A 15387-nucleotide genomic window follows, 5' to 3' on the forward strand; every position below is an offset into this window, starting at 1 on the left:
CAGGCGCGTTGGGAGGTTCTTGATGATTTCCAGCACGGATGGCGCCGTCACGGCCGCGCCTCTTCGCACCGGTTTCCGTTGGCTCCAGCTCGGCATGGGCATCGTCTGCATGGCGATGATCGCCAATCTGCAATACGGCTGGACCCTGTTCGTCGATCCGATCGATGCGGCCCATCATTGGGGACGCGCCGCGATCCAGCTTGCTTTCACCATCTTCGTCGTCACCGAGACCTGGCTGGTGCCGGTCGAGGCCTGGTTCGTCGACAAATACGGCCCACGCATCGTCATCATGTTCGGCGGCGTGATGATCGCGCTCTCCTGGATCCTCAACTCTTATGCCGACTCGCTGACCCTGCTCTACGCGGCCGCTATCATCGGCGGCATAGGCGCGGGCGCGGTGTACGGCACCTGCGTCGGCAACGCGCTGAAATGGTTTCCGGACCGCCGCGGCCTCGCCGCCGGTGCCACCGCTGCCGGCTTCGGCGCCGGTGCCGCGCTCACCATCGTGCCGATCGCACAGATGATCGCCGCAAGCGGCTATCAGCACGCCTTCTTCACTTTCGGCATCGGCCAGGGCCTGATCGTGTTCGTGCTCGCCTTCTTCATCCAGCCGCCGCGGCTCTCGATCCCGCCGAAGAAGAAGCAGCTCAATCTGCCGCAGACCAAGATCGATTTCACCCCGCCGCAAGTGCTGCGCACCCCTATTTTCTGGGTGATGTACCTCGTCTTCGTCATGGTTGCCTCGGGCGGCCTAATGACCGCGGCGCAGATCGCCCCGATCGCGCACGACTTCAAGATCGCGAACACGCCGGTCACGCTCGCCGGCTTCCAGATGGCGGCGTTGACCTTTGCGATCTCGCTCGATCGCATCTTCGATGGTTTCGGCCGCCCGTTCTTCGGCTTCGTCTCCGACACGATCGGCCGAGAGCACACCATGTTCATCGCTTTCGGCACCGCCGCGCTGATGCTGTTGACGCTGTCGGCCTACGGTCACATCCCGCTGGTCTTCGTGCTGGCGACCGCGGTTTACTTCGGCGTGTTCGGCGAGATCTACTCGCTGTTTCCCGCGACCTGCGGCGACACCTTCGGCTCGAAGTTCGCGACCACCAACAACGGCATGCTCTACACCGCGAAGGGCACCGCTTCCCTGCTCGTTCCGCTCGCAAGCGTGATCTCGGCGGCCTATGGCTGGAAAGCCGTGTTCGTGGTCGCGGTGGCCTTGAACGCGACGGCGGCGCTGATGGCGCTGTTCGTGATCAAGCCGCTGCGCCGCTCCTTCATCCTCGGCAATGAAGCCGAGAGCACCGAGGCCGCGATCGCCAAGACAACCGCAAAGACCGAGACGGCGTAACTGCACAAGTTCGCACGACGAGAAAGGGGCGCAGCGCTGCGCCCCTTTCTTTTTGCCTCGACGACAAACGTCAGTATCGTTGTCGCAAGATTTTTCGGATCCGCCAAATCCAGTGCTTGACGATTGGCATTATGTATACCACACTTCACCAACATTCACCCAGGGAGGTTGCAATGCTGGTCGGAGACATTCTGCGCAAGAAGACGCCGCGCGTTGTCACGGTGCGAATGAACGAAACGGTGGGTATCGCCGCCAAGCTGATGCGCGCCAACAACATCAGCGCGCTGGTGGTCAAGGACGTGGTCCGCTCGGAAGGAAACACTGCGGTCGGCATGTTCACCGAGCGCGACGTGGTGCGCGCCGTTGCCGAGCACGGCGCAAACGCCGTCAACGTCAAGGTCTCGCAGCTCGTCTCGGTGCAGCAGCTCGTGTCCTGCACCTCGAGCGACACGATCGAGCACGTCCGGCACCTGATGAACCGGCACCACATCCGCCACCTGCCGGTGATCGACGATTACAGCCTCGTCTCCGTCATCAGCATGCGCGACATCGCAGCTGCCGTTGACGAGGCTCTCAACGGCACGCCGCAAGCCGCCGCCTAAACGATACGCCCCTTCCCCTGCGACTGCCGGCCCCGGCTCGGATCCTTCCGAGCCGGACCGGATCTTTCGTCCCAAAATCCGGCTTCTGCTCCCTCGCGAGGATTTCATGAAGATCTGCATCTACGGCGCCGGCGCGATCGGCGGATATCTCGGGGTTCAGCTCGCGCGCGCAGGCGCCGATGTCAGCCTCATTGCACGCGGCGCCCACCTTGCCGCGATGCGCGAGCGCGGCCTGACGCTGCTCGCGGGCGAGGAGCAACACACCGTGCATCCGCGCTGCACCGACGATCCCACTGAGCTCGGCGTGCAGGACTACATCATCATCACGCTGAAGGCGCATTCGATCACCGGCGTGATCGAGAAGATGCAGCCGCTGCTCGGGCCCCACACCCGCATCGTCACTGCCGTCAACGGCATCCCCTACTGGTACTTCTACAAGCACGGCGGCCAATACGAAAACTCGACGCTGGAGAGCATCGACCCCGGCGGGCGGCAGTGGCGCGAGCTGGGGGCCGAGCGCGCCATCGGCTGCATCGTCTATCCCGCCACCGAGATCGAGGCGCCCGGCGTGATCCGCCACGTCTATGGCAACAATTTTCCGCTCGGCGAGCCCTGCGGCGAGATCACCTCCGATGTGCAGCGCCTCGCCGACCTGTTCGTCGCCGCCGGGCTGAAGGCGCCGGTGCTCGACCGTATCCGCGACGAGATCTGGCTGAAGCTCTGGGGCAATGTCTGCTTCAACCCGATCAGCGCGCTCACGCACGCAACGCTCGACGTGATCTGCACCGATCCGTCCACGCGTGCGCTGTCACGCGCGATCATGGTGGAGACGCAAGCGATCGCCGAGACGTTCGGGGTCAAATTCCGCGTCGACGTCGAGCGCCGCATCGAGGGCGCCCGCAAGGTCGGCGCTCACAAGACCTCGATGCTGCAGGATCTCGAGCGCGGCCGCCCGATGGAGATCGATCCGCTCGTCACCGTCGTGCAGGAGATGGGCCGCCTCACCGGCACCCCCACGCCCGCCCTCGATTCGGTGCTGGCGATGGTGACCCAGCGCGCCCGCATCGCCGGCCTCTATGACGGCGTCTCGACGCCGGCAGATCCGCGCGCACTGGCGGTGGCGTGATGGCTGGCGAGATGAAGAAGTGGCTGCGCTTCCGCCACAACGGCGCGACCGGTTTCGGCACGCTGACCTCATCGGGCATCAGCGTGCATGAGGGCGAGATGTTCGGCCGCCATGCAGCCACGGCCAAGACGCTGGCGCTGTCGGAGGTCGAGCTGCTCGCGCCTTGCGCGCCCAGCAAGATCGTTGCGCTCTGGAATAATTTTCACGCACTCGCCGCCAAGCTGAACCAGCCCGAGCCGCCGGAGCCGCTCTATCTGCTCAAGGCCACCACCAGCATCACGACGCCGGGCGCCGTGATCCGCCGCCCTTCTTACTACGACGGCAAGACCACCTATGAGGGCGAGCTCGGCATCGTCATCGGCAGGACCTGCGCCCGCGTCTCGCCTGATGAGGCCGACAGCTTCATCTTCGGCTACACCTGCGTCAACGACATCACTGCCAACGACATCCTGACCAGCGATCCCACTTTCCCTCAATGGGCCCGCGCCAAGGGCATCGACGATTACGGCCCGTTCGGCCCGGTCATCGCCACCGGCCTCGATCCTTCAAAGCTCACCGTCCGCACCATCCTCAACGGCGCGGAGCGGCAGAACTACCCGATCTCCGACATGATCTTCTCGGCACAGCAGCTGGTCAGCAGGATCTCCCACGACATGACCCTGCTCCCCGGCGATCTCATCGCCGTCGGCACGTCGGTCGGCGTCGGCGTGATGAAGGAGCCGGTGAACATTGTCACCGTCGCGATCGACGGCATCGGCGAGCTCACCAACGAGTTTCGGCTGTAGTTCGTCTTTCGCAGGCGCGCCTCCATCGTTTCCCGAGTGACGACTCGCCGGCCATCTTTCGCCGCAGCGCGGCAAAATTGATCCTGCGCAAATCACGCCGTCCCGGCCGCCATTATCCTCTCCGGTAAAAGATCGGTTTCTGATGCAAGGGAGGACGCCATGACGAATGCCGGTAATGCACTTTTGTGGACGGCTCTGTACTTTGCTCTCGCGTTCGGTGCGATCTTCGTCGTCTGGTTCGCCGACAAGATGCGCTCGAACTTCCTCGAGAAATGAGGCGCGCACGACCACGTCGCCCGGATGAGCGGAGCATCCGGGATGGCTCTTCGTGTGGTCCCGGATGTCGCTACGCTCACGCAGGCTACCAACTGTAGCCGAGAACGAGCGCCATCGCCTCCCCGCGTCATTCCGGGGCGCCGTAGCGCAAACCCCGGAATCCATTCCTCCGCGGTCCCTGTCGCCCGATGGATTCCGGGCGCGGCGCTTTGCGCCGCCCTTGCGCAAGGACATCGGCGGCATCTTCGCGACGATCAGGAATAGTTTGAACCGGATCGGGTGAGAAGCTGCAACGGCATCGCACCGCCCGAAACATCCAGACGCATCACATCTGCGCGCGTCCGACATATGCCCCCAACATGTCCCCTGTGCGCCGCAACTTGGACGCATTCGGCCGCCCTTCTGTGAGGCGTGTCTGGGGGCACGGCACTGCCGTGTTTGGACCAAACCTTCTAGGGGTATCGCTGTGAAGAAGATTGTATTTGCTCTGGGTGCCACGCTTGCTCTGGTGACGGCCGCGAACGCTGCGGATCTGCCGCGCCGCCAGCCGGTGCCGGTCTATCCGGCCGAGCCGGCGCCGATCGGCAAGATGCCGATTGGCAAGAGCCCGGTTGGAAAGGCCCCGATCGGCAAGGCGCCCGGTCCGGTCGCGGCGCGCTACTGACGCGTTAGCACAATGCGCGCAAGACCAGCGTAAGCGGCCGACAGTCGAGGGGCACAGCGTGACGAACAAACCTGATCGATCGGGATCCTGCATTCTTGCCGGGCTCGCCCTCGCGGCGATGATCGCGTGCCTGATGCCCTCGGCTTCGGCGCACGAAGCGAACAAGCGCGTGGCCGATGCCAATGCGCTTGTCACGACCGACTCCACGTCGCGGCCGGCGCCGCAATCGACCCGGCGCTCCGTCGCGCGCGTGGAGAAAGGTCCCTATTATGTCGACTTCCGCGCCCGCACGGCGGCGAGCTGGGGCCATGCCTTCGTCTGGTACGGCAAGACCAGCGAGAAGGCGGTCGAGGTCGCAGGGCTGACGCCCGCCGGCGACACGCTCGCTTACGTGCTCGGTCACATCACCTTCGTGCCGTCGGAAACCGGCGCGAGCTACGGCGATCTCGATCCGGAATATCTGACCGCGAGCTATCGCGTCTACCTGAACGAGGCCGACGCCAAGCGCGTGTTCGCCTATATCAAGAAATTGCAGGCGAACTCGCCGGTTTGGAACGCCGAGACCGCCAACTGCACCGGCTTCATCGGCGACATCGCCGAGTTCATGGGCCTGCAGGTCCCCAACCGCTGGCAACGCCCGGAAAACTTCGTCAACCGCCTCAAGGAAATGAACGGCGGCCGCCAGATGGTGCGGCTGTCCGCGGAGTAGCCGAAGTCCGGCAGCTCGCCATTATCTTGCTACAGACGACTTGTCCGTGCCCCGGACGCAGCGCAGCGTCTCTTTGACGGTGCGCTGCAGAGCCGGGGCCCATCTCTCAGAGCATCCGCGGATGCTTGGGTCCCGGCTCAGCGCCGCAACGTGAAGAACGTTGCAGCGCGTCCGGGACACGAGATCGAGTGGCGTCGTCACATGCGATCGTTGCACCCCAAATTATGCGCCTCGCGGAATCTCCCTTCATCCCCCGCATGCCGCCCCGCCCCCACCGCACGCCCCGCTGATAGACTTTTCCCACCCCGGGCGGCATCCTTGCGGCATCAACCGACAACGGAGCCTGCGGGCCATCCCAGGGGGAAATAGATGCTGCAGACACGGTTCACGAAACTGGTCGGGGTCGAGCACCCGATCGTCCAGGGCGGCATGCAATGGGTCGGCCGCGCCGAGCTGGTTGCCGCGGTCGCCAATGCCGGCGCGCTCGGATTCATCACGGCGCTGACCCAGCCGACACCGGAGGACCTCAGGAAGGAGATCGCGCGCTGCCGCGACCTCACCGACAAGCCGTTCGGCGTCAACCTGACGATCCTGCCAGCGATCAAGCCGCCGCCTTATGCCGAATACCGCGCCGCCATCATCGAGAGCGGCATCAAGGTGGTCGAGACTGCCGGCAACAAGCCGCAGGAGCATGTCGACGAGTTCAGGAAGCACGGCGTCAAGGTCGTGCACAAATGCACCAGCGTGCGCCACGCGCTCTCGGCCGAACGGATGGGCGTCGACGCCATCTCGATCGACGGCTTCGAATGCGCCGGCCATCCCGGCGAGGACGACACGCCCGGCCTGATCCTGATCCCGGCCGCCGCCAACAAGATCAAGATCCCGATGATCGCCTCCGGCGGCTTTGCCGATGCCCGTGGCCTCGTCGCCGCACTGGCACTGGGCGCCGACGGCATCAACATGGGCACGCGTTTCATGGCCACCAAGGAAAGCCCGATCCATCAGCTGATCAAGGAGAAGATCGTCGCCAACGACGAGCGCGAGACCGAGCTGATCTTCCGCACCATGCGCAACACCTCGCGCGTCGCAAAGAACGAGATCTCGACCAGGGTGGTCGCGATGGAGAAGGAAGGCGCAAAATTCGAGGACATCCGCGAGCTCGTCGCCGGTGCCCGCGGCAAGATGGTCTATGCGACCGGCAATTCCGACGAAGGCATCTGGTCGGCCGGCCAGGTCCAGGGCCTGATCCAGGACATCCCGAGCTGCGCCGAGCTCATCTCCCGCATCGTGCGCGAAGCGGAGGCGATCATCCGCAACCGGCTGGAGGGCATGATCGTTCAGCCGCAACGCGAAGCGGCGGAATAGTCACTGAAAGAAGTGAGAGCAATTCATGAAGGCTTACGTCTACGGTCCTGACGGCGCTCGGATTTCCGACGTCGCTCAACCAAAGCCCAAAGGCACGCAGGTCCTGGTCAAGGTCCGCGCCTGCGGCCTCAACCGCGCCGACACCGGCATGCGGAGGGGCCACGCCCATGGCGCGGCCGGCGGCGTCGGCACCGTGCTCGGGATGGAATGGGCCGGCGAGGTCGCCGAACTCGGACCGGACGCGAAGGGCGTCAAGATCGGCGACCGCATCATGGGCTCGGGCGGGGCGGCCTTCGCCGAGTACACCCTGGCCGATCACGGCCGGCTGTTCCACGCGCCCTCGAACATGAATTTCGAGGAGGCGGCCACCCTGCCCGTCGCGCTCGCGACCATGCATAACGCCGTCGTCACAATCGGCGGCGTGCAGGCAGGACAGAGCGTGCTGATCCAGGGCGCCAGTTCCGGCGTCGGCCTGATGGCGATGCAGATCGCCAGGCTGAAGGGTGCAAAACTCGTGATCGGCTCGTCGACCGACGCCACTCGCCGCGGCCGGCTGAAGGACTACGGCGCCGACCTCGCGGTCGATAGCTCCGATCCAAAATGGGTCGACGAGGTGCTGACGGCGACGAACGGCGAAGGCGTCGACCTCATCATCGACCAGGTCTCGGGCAAGGTCGCCAATCAGAACCTCGCCGCGACCAAGGTGAAAGGCCGCATCGTCAATGTCGGCCGGCTCGGCGGCACCCATGCCGATTTCAACTTCGACCTGCATGCGGCGCGCCGCATCGACTATGTCGGCGTCACCTTCCGCACCCGCACCATCGAGGAAGTCCGCGAGATCTTCGAAGAGGTCCGCAAGGACATCTGGGGCGCGGTCGAGTCGCGAAAGCTCCAGCTGCCGATCGACAAGGTGTTTTCGTTCGACGACATCGACAGGGCGTTCGAGCACATGGAAGCGAACAGGCATCTGGGAAAGATCGTGGTGACGGTGTGAGGGGCAGCGGCGGGGTAAGTCGCATGGCACGCCTCTCTCCGCTCGTGATGGCCGGGCTTGTCCCGGCCATCCACGTCTTTGCGGCTTGGGACGAAGAACGTGGATGCCCGGGACAAGCCCGGGCATGACGGGGTCCCGCTCCTGCAAGTCACTCGCGACTACAGCTGTGGATCATCGCTTGATGTTCACCCGTGGGCTGCTAAATCCCCGCCATGACCTCCCAACACGACAAAACCTCGGTCGCGGCGATCTCGATCTTCGCCAGCGCCGGCATGGCGGCGGCCAAGTTCGCTGTCGGGATCGCGATCGGCTCGCTCGCACTGATCTCCGAGGCCCTGCACTCCTCGATCGACCTGGTCGCGACCATCATCACCTGGGCGGTGGTGCGGGTGTCGGACAAGCCGGCGGACGAGGAGCACCATTACGGCCACGGCAAGCTGGAGAGCATCTCGGCGCTGGGCGTCACCGCCCTGCTCTACGTGCTCGCCGGCGGCATCCTGGTCGAGGCCTATAGCCGGCTGAGCGAGGGAACCCCGCCGCCGACCATTTCGGCCGTGCCCTTCGTCGTGCTGGTGATCGACATCATCGTCAATCTCTGGCGCGCCCGCGCCCTGCACCGCGCCGCGCGCGAGACGAGGAGCCAGGCACTGGCGGCCGACGCGCTGCATTTCGCCTCCGACGTGATGGGCTCACTGGCCGTGATCGTGGGCCTGATCCTCGCCGCCCTCGGCTTCTGGTGGGGCGATGCCGCGGCGGCTGCCGCGGTCGCCGTGATGATTGCGGCCCTCGGCCTGCGCATGGCCGGCTCGACCGTGCAGACGCTGGTTGATCGCGCTCCCGTGGGCGCGCAGGAGAAGGCCACGGCCGCGATCCGCAGCGTGCCCGGGGTGATCGACGTCGAGCGGCTGCGCGTGCGCATGGTCGGGGCGACCACGTTCATCGACACCATCGCAAAGGTGCCGCGGACCTATCCGATCGACCGCGTCGAGGACATCAAGCGCAGCGCGCAGGCCGCCGTCACCGCGGCGTTCGGTGATGCCGACCTCACTTTCGCTGCGGTGCCTGTCGCGCGCGACAACGAGACCGTGCGCGACCGCATCATGGTGATCGCGCGCAATTCGGGCCTCGCCATCCACCATGTCACGGTGCACGATCTCGGCGCCAAGTTGATCGTCAGCATCGACCTCGAGGTCGATGGCGGAATGCAGCTCGATGCCGCCCACGACATCGCCAACACGCTGGAGCGCAATATCCAGGAGGAGTTCGGCGAAGACGTCGAGGTTGACGTTCATATCGAGCCATTGGAACCGGAACTTCCGTTCGGCATCGATGCCACGGCGGAACGGGTGCGGACGATCGCCACCGCGCTGGCGGTATATGCAGCCGACGGCGCGATCCACGACATCCATAATGTCCGTGTCCGCAACACCGATGCCGGCGAGATCGTCAACTTCCACTGCCGCGCGACACCGTCGATGAGCGTGACCAAGGTGCACGAGCAGGTCGACGCGATCGAGCGTGCGCTGCGGCGCGCGTTCCCGAGCGTGAAGCGCGTGATCAGTCACGCCGAACCGCCGCGCGCGTGACGAGGCAAACGAGACGAAGAACGCGCGAGGAGTCACACGTTCTCGTTTCGGACTCCTCACATCCGTCAGTTTGCGGACGCGCGACGCACAAACTGCGCGCTGGATAAGAATAATTTCGCGTTAACGATTCGTTGACTCTCGACAGCCCGCGAAAACTGGATTCAAATCGCTGTGATTCGGAAGCGATGTGGGGCTGCTTCCGGACTTCAGTTGCAAGCTGGTTTTCAGGGGGCCGAAGGCATGTCGCGTGCAGACGCCGCGAACGCGTGCGTCCAATCCGATTCGATCAAGGGATTGGCGCAATCGATCGCGAAACCTGCCTATCATCGGCTCTTGATCGCGGAGCCGGCGCTTCGTCGCGCCGTGCCGACGCTCATCATCGCCTTCCTGATCACGATCTGTCTCGGCGCTTTCGTCCAGGTGGTCGATCAGTCCCGTCAGAAGCGGCTGGTGATCCGCCACGACATCTCGGCGCTCGCCGATCTGCTGGCCGAACGCATCGACCGCCTCACCTCGCTGCGGCAGGAGCGGCTCAGGAACATCGAGAGCCTGCCGACGCTGCTGCCGGACCTGATCCCGTCCTGGGGCACGGCTTCGGGCCGCCACGTCATCGTCACCTCGGCCGGCATCGAGCGCCGCGTCCTCGCCCGCATCCCGGTCGACAGTGATCCTTCCGGCAACGACCGCCTGCTTGATGCCATCACGACGGCACAATTGCTCGCGGCGCCGACACGCGACGGCGACATCTCCGACATGACGCTGCCGAGCGGCAACGCCGCGATGGCGACCTCGCGGCAGATCAAGTCGCTGCCCGGCTTCGTCACCGTGATCCAGGAGCGCAACGAGCCGATCTGGGGCTCGGACGCCGCACTCTCGGTGACGCTGTCGGCGACGACCGGCTTCGTCGTCCTGATCCTCGGCTTCGCCTTCCACTGGCAGTCCACCCGCGCCCGCGAGGGCGACCTCATCAACGACGCCGTGCGCGGCCGCATCGACACCGCGCTCAACCGCGGCCGCTGCGGGCTGTGGGACTGGGACCTGTCGCGCGGCCGAATCTTCTGGTCGCAGTCGATGTTCTCCATGCTCGGCCTCGACGGCCGCCACGAGCTCCTCACCTTCGGCGAGGTCAACGCGCTGGTGAAGTCGGACGACATCGACCTGTTCGCGATCGCCGACCAGCTCATCTCGGAGAAGATCGACCACATCGACCAGACCTTCCGCATGCAGCATGTCGACGGCCACTGGATCTGGCTTCGCGTCCGCTGCGAGAAGACGCGCGGAGCCACCGATTCCAGCGTGCACCTGATCGGGATCGCCGTCGATATCACCGAGCAGAAGAGCCTCGCCGAGCGGACGGTGGAAGCCGACCTCCGCCTGCGCGACGCCATCGAGACGATTCCGGAAGCCTTCGTGCTGTGGGATGCGAGCGACCGCCTCGTGCTCTGCAACTCGCACTTCCAGCGCCTGCACAGGCTGCCGGAGACCGCCGTCATCCCCGGCACCTCCTACGAGACCGTGCTCGAGGTCGGCCGCATGCCGGAGGTGCGCACCCGCCACAACGAAACCGCTGCCCAAGGCCCGGGCGCGCGCACCTTCGAGGCGCAGCTCGACGACGGCAGCTGGTTGCACATCAGCGAGCGCCGCACCAAGGACGGCGGCTACGTCTCGGTCGGCACCGACATCACCCGCATCAAGGAGCACGAGCAGAAGCTGGTCGACAACGATCTGCGCCTGCGCGCCACCGTCATCGACCTGAAGCGTTCGCAGGCCGCGCTGGAGCGCCAGGCGGTCGAGCTCGCCGATCTCGCCGAGAAGTACCAGCGCGAAAAGACCCGCGCCGAGGAAGCCAACCAGACCAAGTCGAAATTCCTCGCCAATATGAGCCACGAGCTGCGCACGCCGCTCAACGCCATCATCGGCTTCTCGGAGATCATGGGCTCGGGCATGTTCGGCGAGCTCGGAAGCGAGAAGTACCAGGAATATTGCCAGGACATCCTGACCAGCGGCCACTATCTGCTCGAGGTGATCAACGACATCCTCGACATGTCGAAGATCGAGGCCGGCCGCATGAAGCTGGACATGGAACAGCTCGACCTGTCGCGGACGCTGGCGGAATCCTTGCGGGTCGTCACCGGCAGGGCCCAGGACAAGCACATCACGCTCGACGCCGACATCGCAAAACCCATCTCCGTCGTCGCCGACCGCCGCGCCACCAAGCAGATCATCGTCAACCTGCTCTCCAATGCGGTGAAGTTCACGCCCGACGGCGGTCGCGTCGTGGTGCGCAGCCGGCAGCTCGACGACCGGATCGTGCTGATGATCGCCGACACCGGCATCGGCATTGCGCCGCATTCGCTGGCACGGCTCGGCCGCCCGTTCGAGCAGGTCGAGAGCCAGCTCACCAAGACCTATCACGGCTCAGGGCTCGGGCTCGCCATCGCCCGCTCGCTGGCACAGCTCCACGGCGGCTCGATGCGGCTGCGCTCCAAGCTCGAGGTCGGCACCGTCGTCCGCGTGACCCTGCCACGCGACGCGATCAAGGCGGCGTCCGGGATTTCGGCGGCGGCTTGAGGCGCGATGAGATCAGGGTGATTGCCACTACGGCGGTGCACTCCCTCTCCCGCTTGCGGGAGAGGGTCGGGGAGAGGGTGCTTCCGCAATGGGACAATCCCCAAGAGGAGAAAGCCCTCACCCGGCGCTTCGCGCCGACCTCTCCCGCAAGCGGGAGAGGTAAACGAGCCCCGCTCTAGAACTCGCGTTAGCCCCTAAAGCTGCAACGTCGGTGCCACTTCGCGCGCGACGTTGACCAGCGCCGCGATCAGCGGCGTCATCGGATCGCGCTGCGGGATGACCATGCCGATGCTGTAATTGACGTCAGGATCGACGATCGGGATCGAGCGCACCGTGTCGGAGAGGCCGAGCGTCTCGGCAAGCTTGGCCGGCATCACGCTCGCCCAGCGCCCCGTCTTCACATGCGTGAACAGCACCAGCAGGGAATTCGAGGTCAGCGTCGGCGTCGCCTCCGCGCCGACCGAGCGCAGCGCGCGGTCGATGATGCGGCGGTTCTGCATGTCGGGCGTCAGCAGGCAAAGCGGCACCTGCCCGACTTCGGTCCACGTCACCGTCTCGCGGTCACCGAACATCGCATCCGGCGCGGTCAGGAGACGATAGCTCTCGTTGTAGAGCGGAATGGTCCGCACCTTGCCGATCGGCTCGTTCTCGATATAGGTCAGCCCCGCATCGACCTCGAGATTTTCCAAGAGGCCCAGCACCTCCGACGAGGTCGTCGAGCGGATGCTGAAACGCACCTCGGGATGCCGGGCGCGGAACGGCGTCGTCAGCGCAGCGACCATGCCGAGCACGGTCGGGATTGCCGCAATGCGGATCTCGCCGGAGAGCTGATGCTTCAGCCCGTTGATCTCGTCGCGCATCGCGCGGGCATCACCCACGATCCGCCGCGCCCAGTCGAGCGCGCGCTCGCCTTCGGGCGTAAAACCCTGAAAGCGCGATCCGCGCTGGACCAGCATCACGCCGAGAATCTCCTCGAGCTGCTTGAGCCCGGTCGACATCGTCGGTTGCGTCACGCCGCAGACCTCTGCCGCGCGTCCGAAATGCCGCTCCTTCGCCAGCGCCAGCAATAGTTCAAGCTTGTCGATCAACCGGTCGTCCCCTCGAATTCCATCGTGGCATGCAAGCTAGCATGCCGCGCCTGCACCAACACGCAAAAACCGGCAGCCGATCCAACTTTCATTGCCGTTTCCTATCGATCGATTGCGGTTGCAAATCGATCCGAATTCGCAATCGCAGCACGGGACAGCTTTATTGATCTGCGAATGATTCCAATTAGTTTGCGGCAAAGGAAACGCTCAGGTTGAGAACGAACAATGACAGCGGTTTTTGAGCCTTGTTACGCGCCTTGGAACGAGACGCGCGGCGCCGAGATCATCGCCGAACATGCCAGCCAGGAGGGAGCGACGCTGGTCATCCTGCACGCGCTGCAGGAGGCGTTCGGCTACGTGCCGGAGGCGGCCATTCCCATGGTGGCGCAGGCGCTCAATCTGTCGCGCGCCGAAGTGCATGGCGTGTTCACGTTCTATCATGACTTCCGCCACAAGCCGGCCGGCCGTCACGTGCTGAAGCTTTGCCGTGCGGAGGCCTGCCAGGCCGCGGGCGGCGATGCGCTGGCTGCGCGCGCAGAAGCCAAGCTTGGCGTATCGCTCGGCAGCACGACCGCTGACGATCGTGTCACGCTGGAGCCGATCTACTGCCTCGGCCTGTGCGCGACCGCGCCGTCCGCGATGCTCGACGGCCGCCTGATCGGCCGGCTCGATCAGAAGCGTCTCGACGCGCTGGTTGCGGAGGCCCAGCGATGAGCATGCGTCTGTTCGTCTCACGCGACGCCGGCGCAGTCGCCGTCGGCGCCGACGAAGTTGCACTGGCACTGGAGCAGGCAGCGGCCAAGCGCGGCGTGACGATCGAGATCGTCAGGACCGGCTCGCGCGGGATGTACTGGCTGGAGCCGCTGGTCGAGGTGGCGACGCCGCAGGGCCGCATCGCCTTCGGCCCGGTCACCGAAGCCGATGTGCCTTCCCTGCTCGACGCGCTCGCGAGCAATACGCCGCATCTGTTGCGGTTGGGGGCGACCGATGAGATTCCGTGGCTGAAGCGCCAGACCCGCCTCACCTTCGCCCGCTGCGGCGTGATCGACCCGCGCTCGCTCAACGACTACCGCGCCCATAGCGGCTACAAGGGGTTTGAGCGCGCGCTCTCGCTCGGACCTGATGCGATCCTGAGCGAAGTGACGGCATCGGGCCTGCGCGGCCGCGGCGGCGCGGGATTCCCGACCGGCATCAAGTGGAAGACCGTCGCGCAGGCCAAGGCCGACCGCAAGTTCATCGTCTGCAACGCCGATGAAGGCGACAGCGGCACTTTCGCCGACCGCATGATCATGGAAGGCGATCCATTCCTGGTGATCGAGGGCATGACCATCGCCGGCATCACCGTCGGCGCGACCAAGGGCTACATCTATATCCGCAGCGAATATCCGCACGCGGTCGAGGCAATGAATGCCGCCATCGGAGCCGCACAGCGTGCCGGCTATCTCGGCGACAAGATCCGCGGTTCCACGTACAGCTTCGACCTCGAAGTCCGCGTCGGTGCCGGCGCCTATGTCTGCGGTGAAGAGACCTCGCTGCTGGAAAGCCTCGAGGGCCGGCGCGGTATCGTGCGCGCCAAGCCGCCGCTGCCGGCGCATCACGGCCTGTTCGGCAAGCCAACCGTCATCAACAACGTGCTGTCGTTCGCAGCCGTCCCCTTTGTCCTCGCCGAAGGTGCCAAGACCTATGCGGATTTCGGCATGGGCCGTTCGCGCGGCACGATGCCGATCCAGCTCGCCGGCAATATCCGTCATGGCGGGCTGTTCGAGACGGCGTTCGGCGTGACGCTCGGCGAGCTCGTCGACGACATCGGCGGCGGCACCCTCACCGGCCGCCCGGTTCGCGCCGTGCAGGTCGGCGGGCCCTTGGGCGCCTATTTCCCCCGCGCGCTGTTCGACACGCCGTTCGACTACGAGGCCTTTGCCGCGCGCGACGGCCTGATCGGCCATGGCGGCATCGTCGTGTTCGACGACAGCGTCGACATGCGCAGGCAGGCGCGCTTCGCCATGGAGTTCTGCGCGATCGAATCCTGTGGCAAGTGCACGCCCTGCCGAATCGGCTCGACCCGCGGCGTCGAGACCATCGAGAAGATCATCAACGGCGAGCGGGTCAGCGAAAACCTCGCCCTCGTCGAGGACCTCTGCAACACCATGAAATTCGGCTCGCTCTGCGCACTCGGCGGCTTCACACCCTACCCCGTGCTCAGTGCATTGAAGCACTTCCGGGAGGATTTCGTCCCCGCCCCGACCACGCTTCAGGCCGCGGAATAGGAG

The 15387-nt window shown here is 65.3% G+C and carries 13 protein-coding genes; 12 read left to right on the forward strand and 1 reads right to left on the reverse strand.

What is annotated here, in order from left to right; genetic code table 11:
• The first annotated feature begins 22 nt into the window (after window positions 1-22).
• The 10 genes from oxlT to UNPA324_RS18905 all read left to right on the forward strand — a co-directional run bounded on the left by oxlT (window position 23) and on the right by UNPA324_RS18905 (window position 12029).
• Window positions 23-1351 (forward strand): oxalate/formate MFS antiporter, encoded by a 1329-nt coding sequence (gene oxlT, locus UNPA324_RS18860; RefSeq protein ID WP_128919000.1) that lies wholly within the window; start codon window positions 23-25, stop codon window positions 1349-1351.
• Between the two features lie 173 nt (window positions 1352-1524).
• The gene (locus tag UNPA324_RS18865; protein WP_128918999.1) at window positions 1525-1953 is read left to right on the forward strand and encodes a CBS domain-containing protein; all 429 of its coding nucleotides are present in this window, start codon (window positions 1525-1527) and stop codon (window positions 1951-1953) included.
• 106 nt (window positions 1954-2059) lie between these two features.
• Complete coding sequence (locus tag UNPA324_RS18870) at window positions 2060-3079, forward strand: 2-dehydropantoate 2-reductase (protein ID WP_128918998.1); 1020 nt, start codon at window positions 2060-2062, stop codon at window positions 3077-3079.
• Window positions 3080-3090: 11 nt separating this feature from the next.
• Complete coding sequence (locus UNPA324_RS18875; RefSeq protein ID WP_164936201.1) at window positions 3091-3864, forward strand: fumarylacetoacetate hydrolase family protein; 774 nt, start codon at window positions 3091-3093, stop codon at window positions 3862-3864.
• A gap of 742 nt (window positions 3865-4606) precedes the next feature.
• Window positions 4607-4804: a hypothetical protein gene (locus UNPA324_RS18880; protein ID WP_502705456.1), complete on the forward strand. Its 198-nt coding sequence runs from the start codon at window positions 4607-4609 to the stop codon at window positions 4802-4804.
• A gap of 58 nt (window positions 4805-4862) precedes the next feature.
• Entirely contained in the window at window positions 4863-5513 is a 651-nt protein-coding gene (locus UNPA324_RS18885; RefSeq protein ID WP_141935354.1) for a hypothetical protein, read from the forward strand.
• A 369-nt stretch (window positions 5514-5882) separates the two neighbouring features.
• Complete coding sequence (locus UNPA324_RS18890) at window positions 5883-6878, forward strand: NAD(P)H-dependent flavin oxidoreductase (RefSeq protein WP_141935356.1); 996 nt, start codon at window positions 5883-5885, stop codon at window positions 6876-6878.
• Between the two features lie 25 nt (window positions 6879-6903).
• Window positions 6904-7872 (forward strand): zinc-binding dehydrogenase, encoded by a 969-nt coding sequence (locus UNPA324_RS18895; protein ID WP_128918994.1) that lies wholly within the window; start codon window positions 6904-6906, stop codon window positions 7870-7872.
• 212 nt (window positions 7873-8084) lie between these two features.
• Window positions 8085-9458 (forward strand): cation-efflux pump, encoded by a 1374-nt coding sequence (locus tag UNPA324_RS18900; protein ID WP_141935358.1) that lies wholly within the window; start codon window positions 8085-8087, stop codon window positions 9456-9458.
• Between the two features lie 240 nt (window positions 9459-9698).
• On the forward strand, window positions 9699-12029 hold the full coding sequence (locus UNPA324_RS18905; RefSeq protein ID WP_141935361.1) for a PAS domain-containing sensor histidine kinase: 2331 nt from the start codon (window positions 9699-9701) through the stop codon (window positions 12027-12029).
• A gap of 194 nt (window positions 12030-12223) precedes the next feature.
• Here UNPA324_RS18905 and UNPA324_RS18910 read toward each other — a convergent pair whose 3' ends face one another.
• Window positions 12224-13117: a LysR family transcriptional regulator gene (locus UNPA324_RS18910; RefSeq protein ID WP_128918991.1), complete on the reverse strand. Its 894-nt coding sequence runs from the start codon at window positions 13115-13117 to the stop codon at window positions 12224-12226.
• Window positions 13118-13342: 225 nt separating this feature from the next.
• Between UNPA324_RS18910 and UNPA324_RS18915 the strand changes: the two genes are divergently transcribed.
• The gene (locus UNPA324_RS18915) at window positions 13343-13831 is read left to right on the forward strand and encodes a formate dehydrogenase subunit gamma (RefSeq protein ID WP_141935364.1); all 489 of its coding nucleotides are present in this window, start codon (window positions 13343-13345) and stop codon (window positions 13829-13831) included.
• A complete protein-coding gene (locus UNPA324_RS18920; protein ID WP_141935366.1) occupies window positions 13828-15384 on the forward strand; it encodes a formate dehydrogenase beta subunit in 1557 nt (518 codons plus the stop codon). Before UNPA324_RS18915 ends, UNPA324_RS18920 begins: the two co-directional genes overlap by 4 nt.
• Window positions 15385-15387 lie beyond the last annotated feature (3 nt).

This window comes from Bradyrhizobium sp. UNPA324, from assembly GCF_006658635.1.
Lineage (GTDB): Bacteria > Pseudomonadota > Alphaproteobacteria > Rhizobiales > Xanthobacteraceae > Bradyrhizobium > Bradyrhizobium nanningense.

Excerpts from the sequence above, each read along its gene's own strand:
- oxlT (WP_128919000.1), top strand. The coding sequence starts at position 23 with ATGATTTCCAGCACGGATGGCGCCGTCACGGCCGCGCCTCTTCGCACC.
- UNPA324_RS18865 (WP_128918999.1), top strand. The coding sequence starts at position 1,525 with ATGCTGGTCGGAGACATTCTGCGCAAGAAGACGCCGCGCGTTGTCACG.
- UNPA324_RS18870 (WP_128918998.1), top strand. The coding sequence starts at position 2,060 with ATGAAGATCTGCATCTACGGCGCCGGCGCGATCGGCGGATATCTCGGG.
- UNPA324_RS18875 (WP_164936201.1), top strand. The coding sequence starts at position 3,091 with ATGAAGAAGTGGCTGCGCTTCCGCCACAACGGCGCGACCGGTTTCGGC.
- UNPA324_RS18890 (WP_141935356.1), top strand. The coding sequence starts at position 5,883 with ATGCTGCAGACACGGTTCACGAAACTGGTCGGGGTCGAGCACCCGATC.
- UNPA324_RS18895 (WP_128918994.1), top strand. The coding sequence starts at position 6,904 with ATGAAGGCTTACGTCTACGGTCCTGACGGCGCTCGGATTTCCGACGTC.
- UNPA324_RS18900 (WP_141935358.1), top strand. The coding sequence starts at position 8,085 with ATGACCTCCCAACACGACAAAACCTCGGTCGCGGCGATCTCGATCTTC.
- UNPA324_RS18905 (WP_141935361.1), top strand. The coding sequence starts at position 9,699 with ATGTCGCGTGCAGACGCCGCGAACGCGTGCGTCCAATCCGATTCGATC.
- UNPA324_RS18915 (WP_141935364.1), top strand. The coding sequence starts at position 13,343 with ATGACAGCGGTTTTTGAGCCTTGTTACGCGCCTTGGAACGAGACGCGC.
- UNPA324_RS18920 (WP_141935366.1), top strand. The coding sequence starts at position 13,828 with ATGAGCATGCGTCTGTTCGTCTCACGCGACGCCGGCGCAGTCGCCGTC.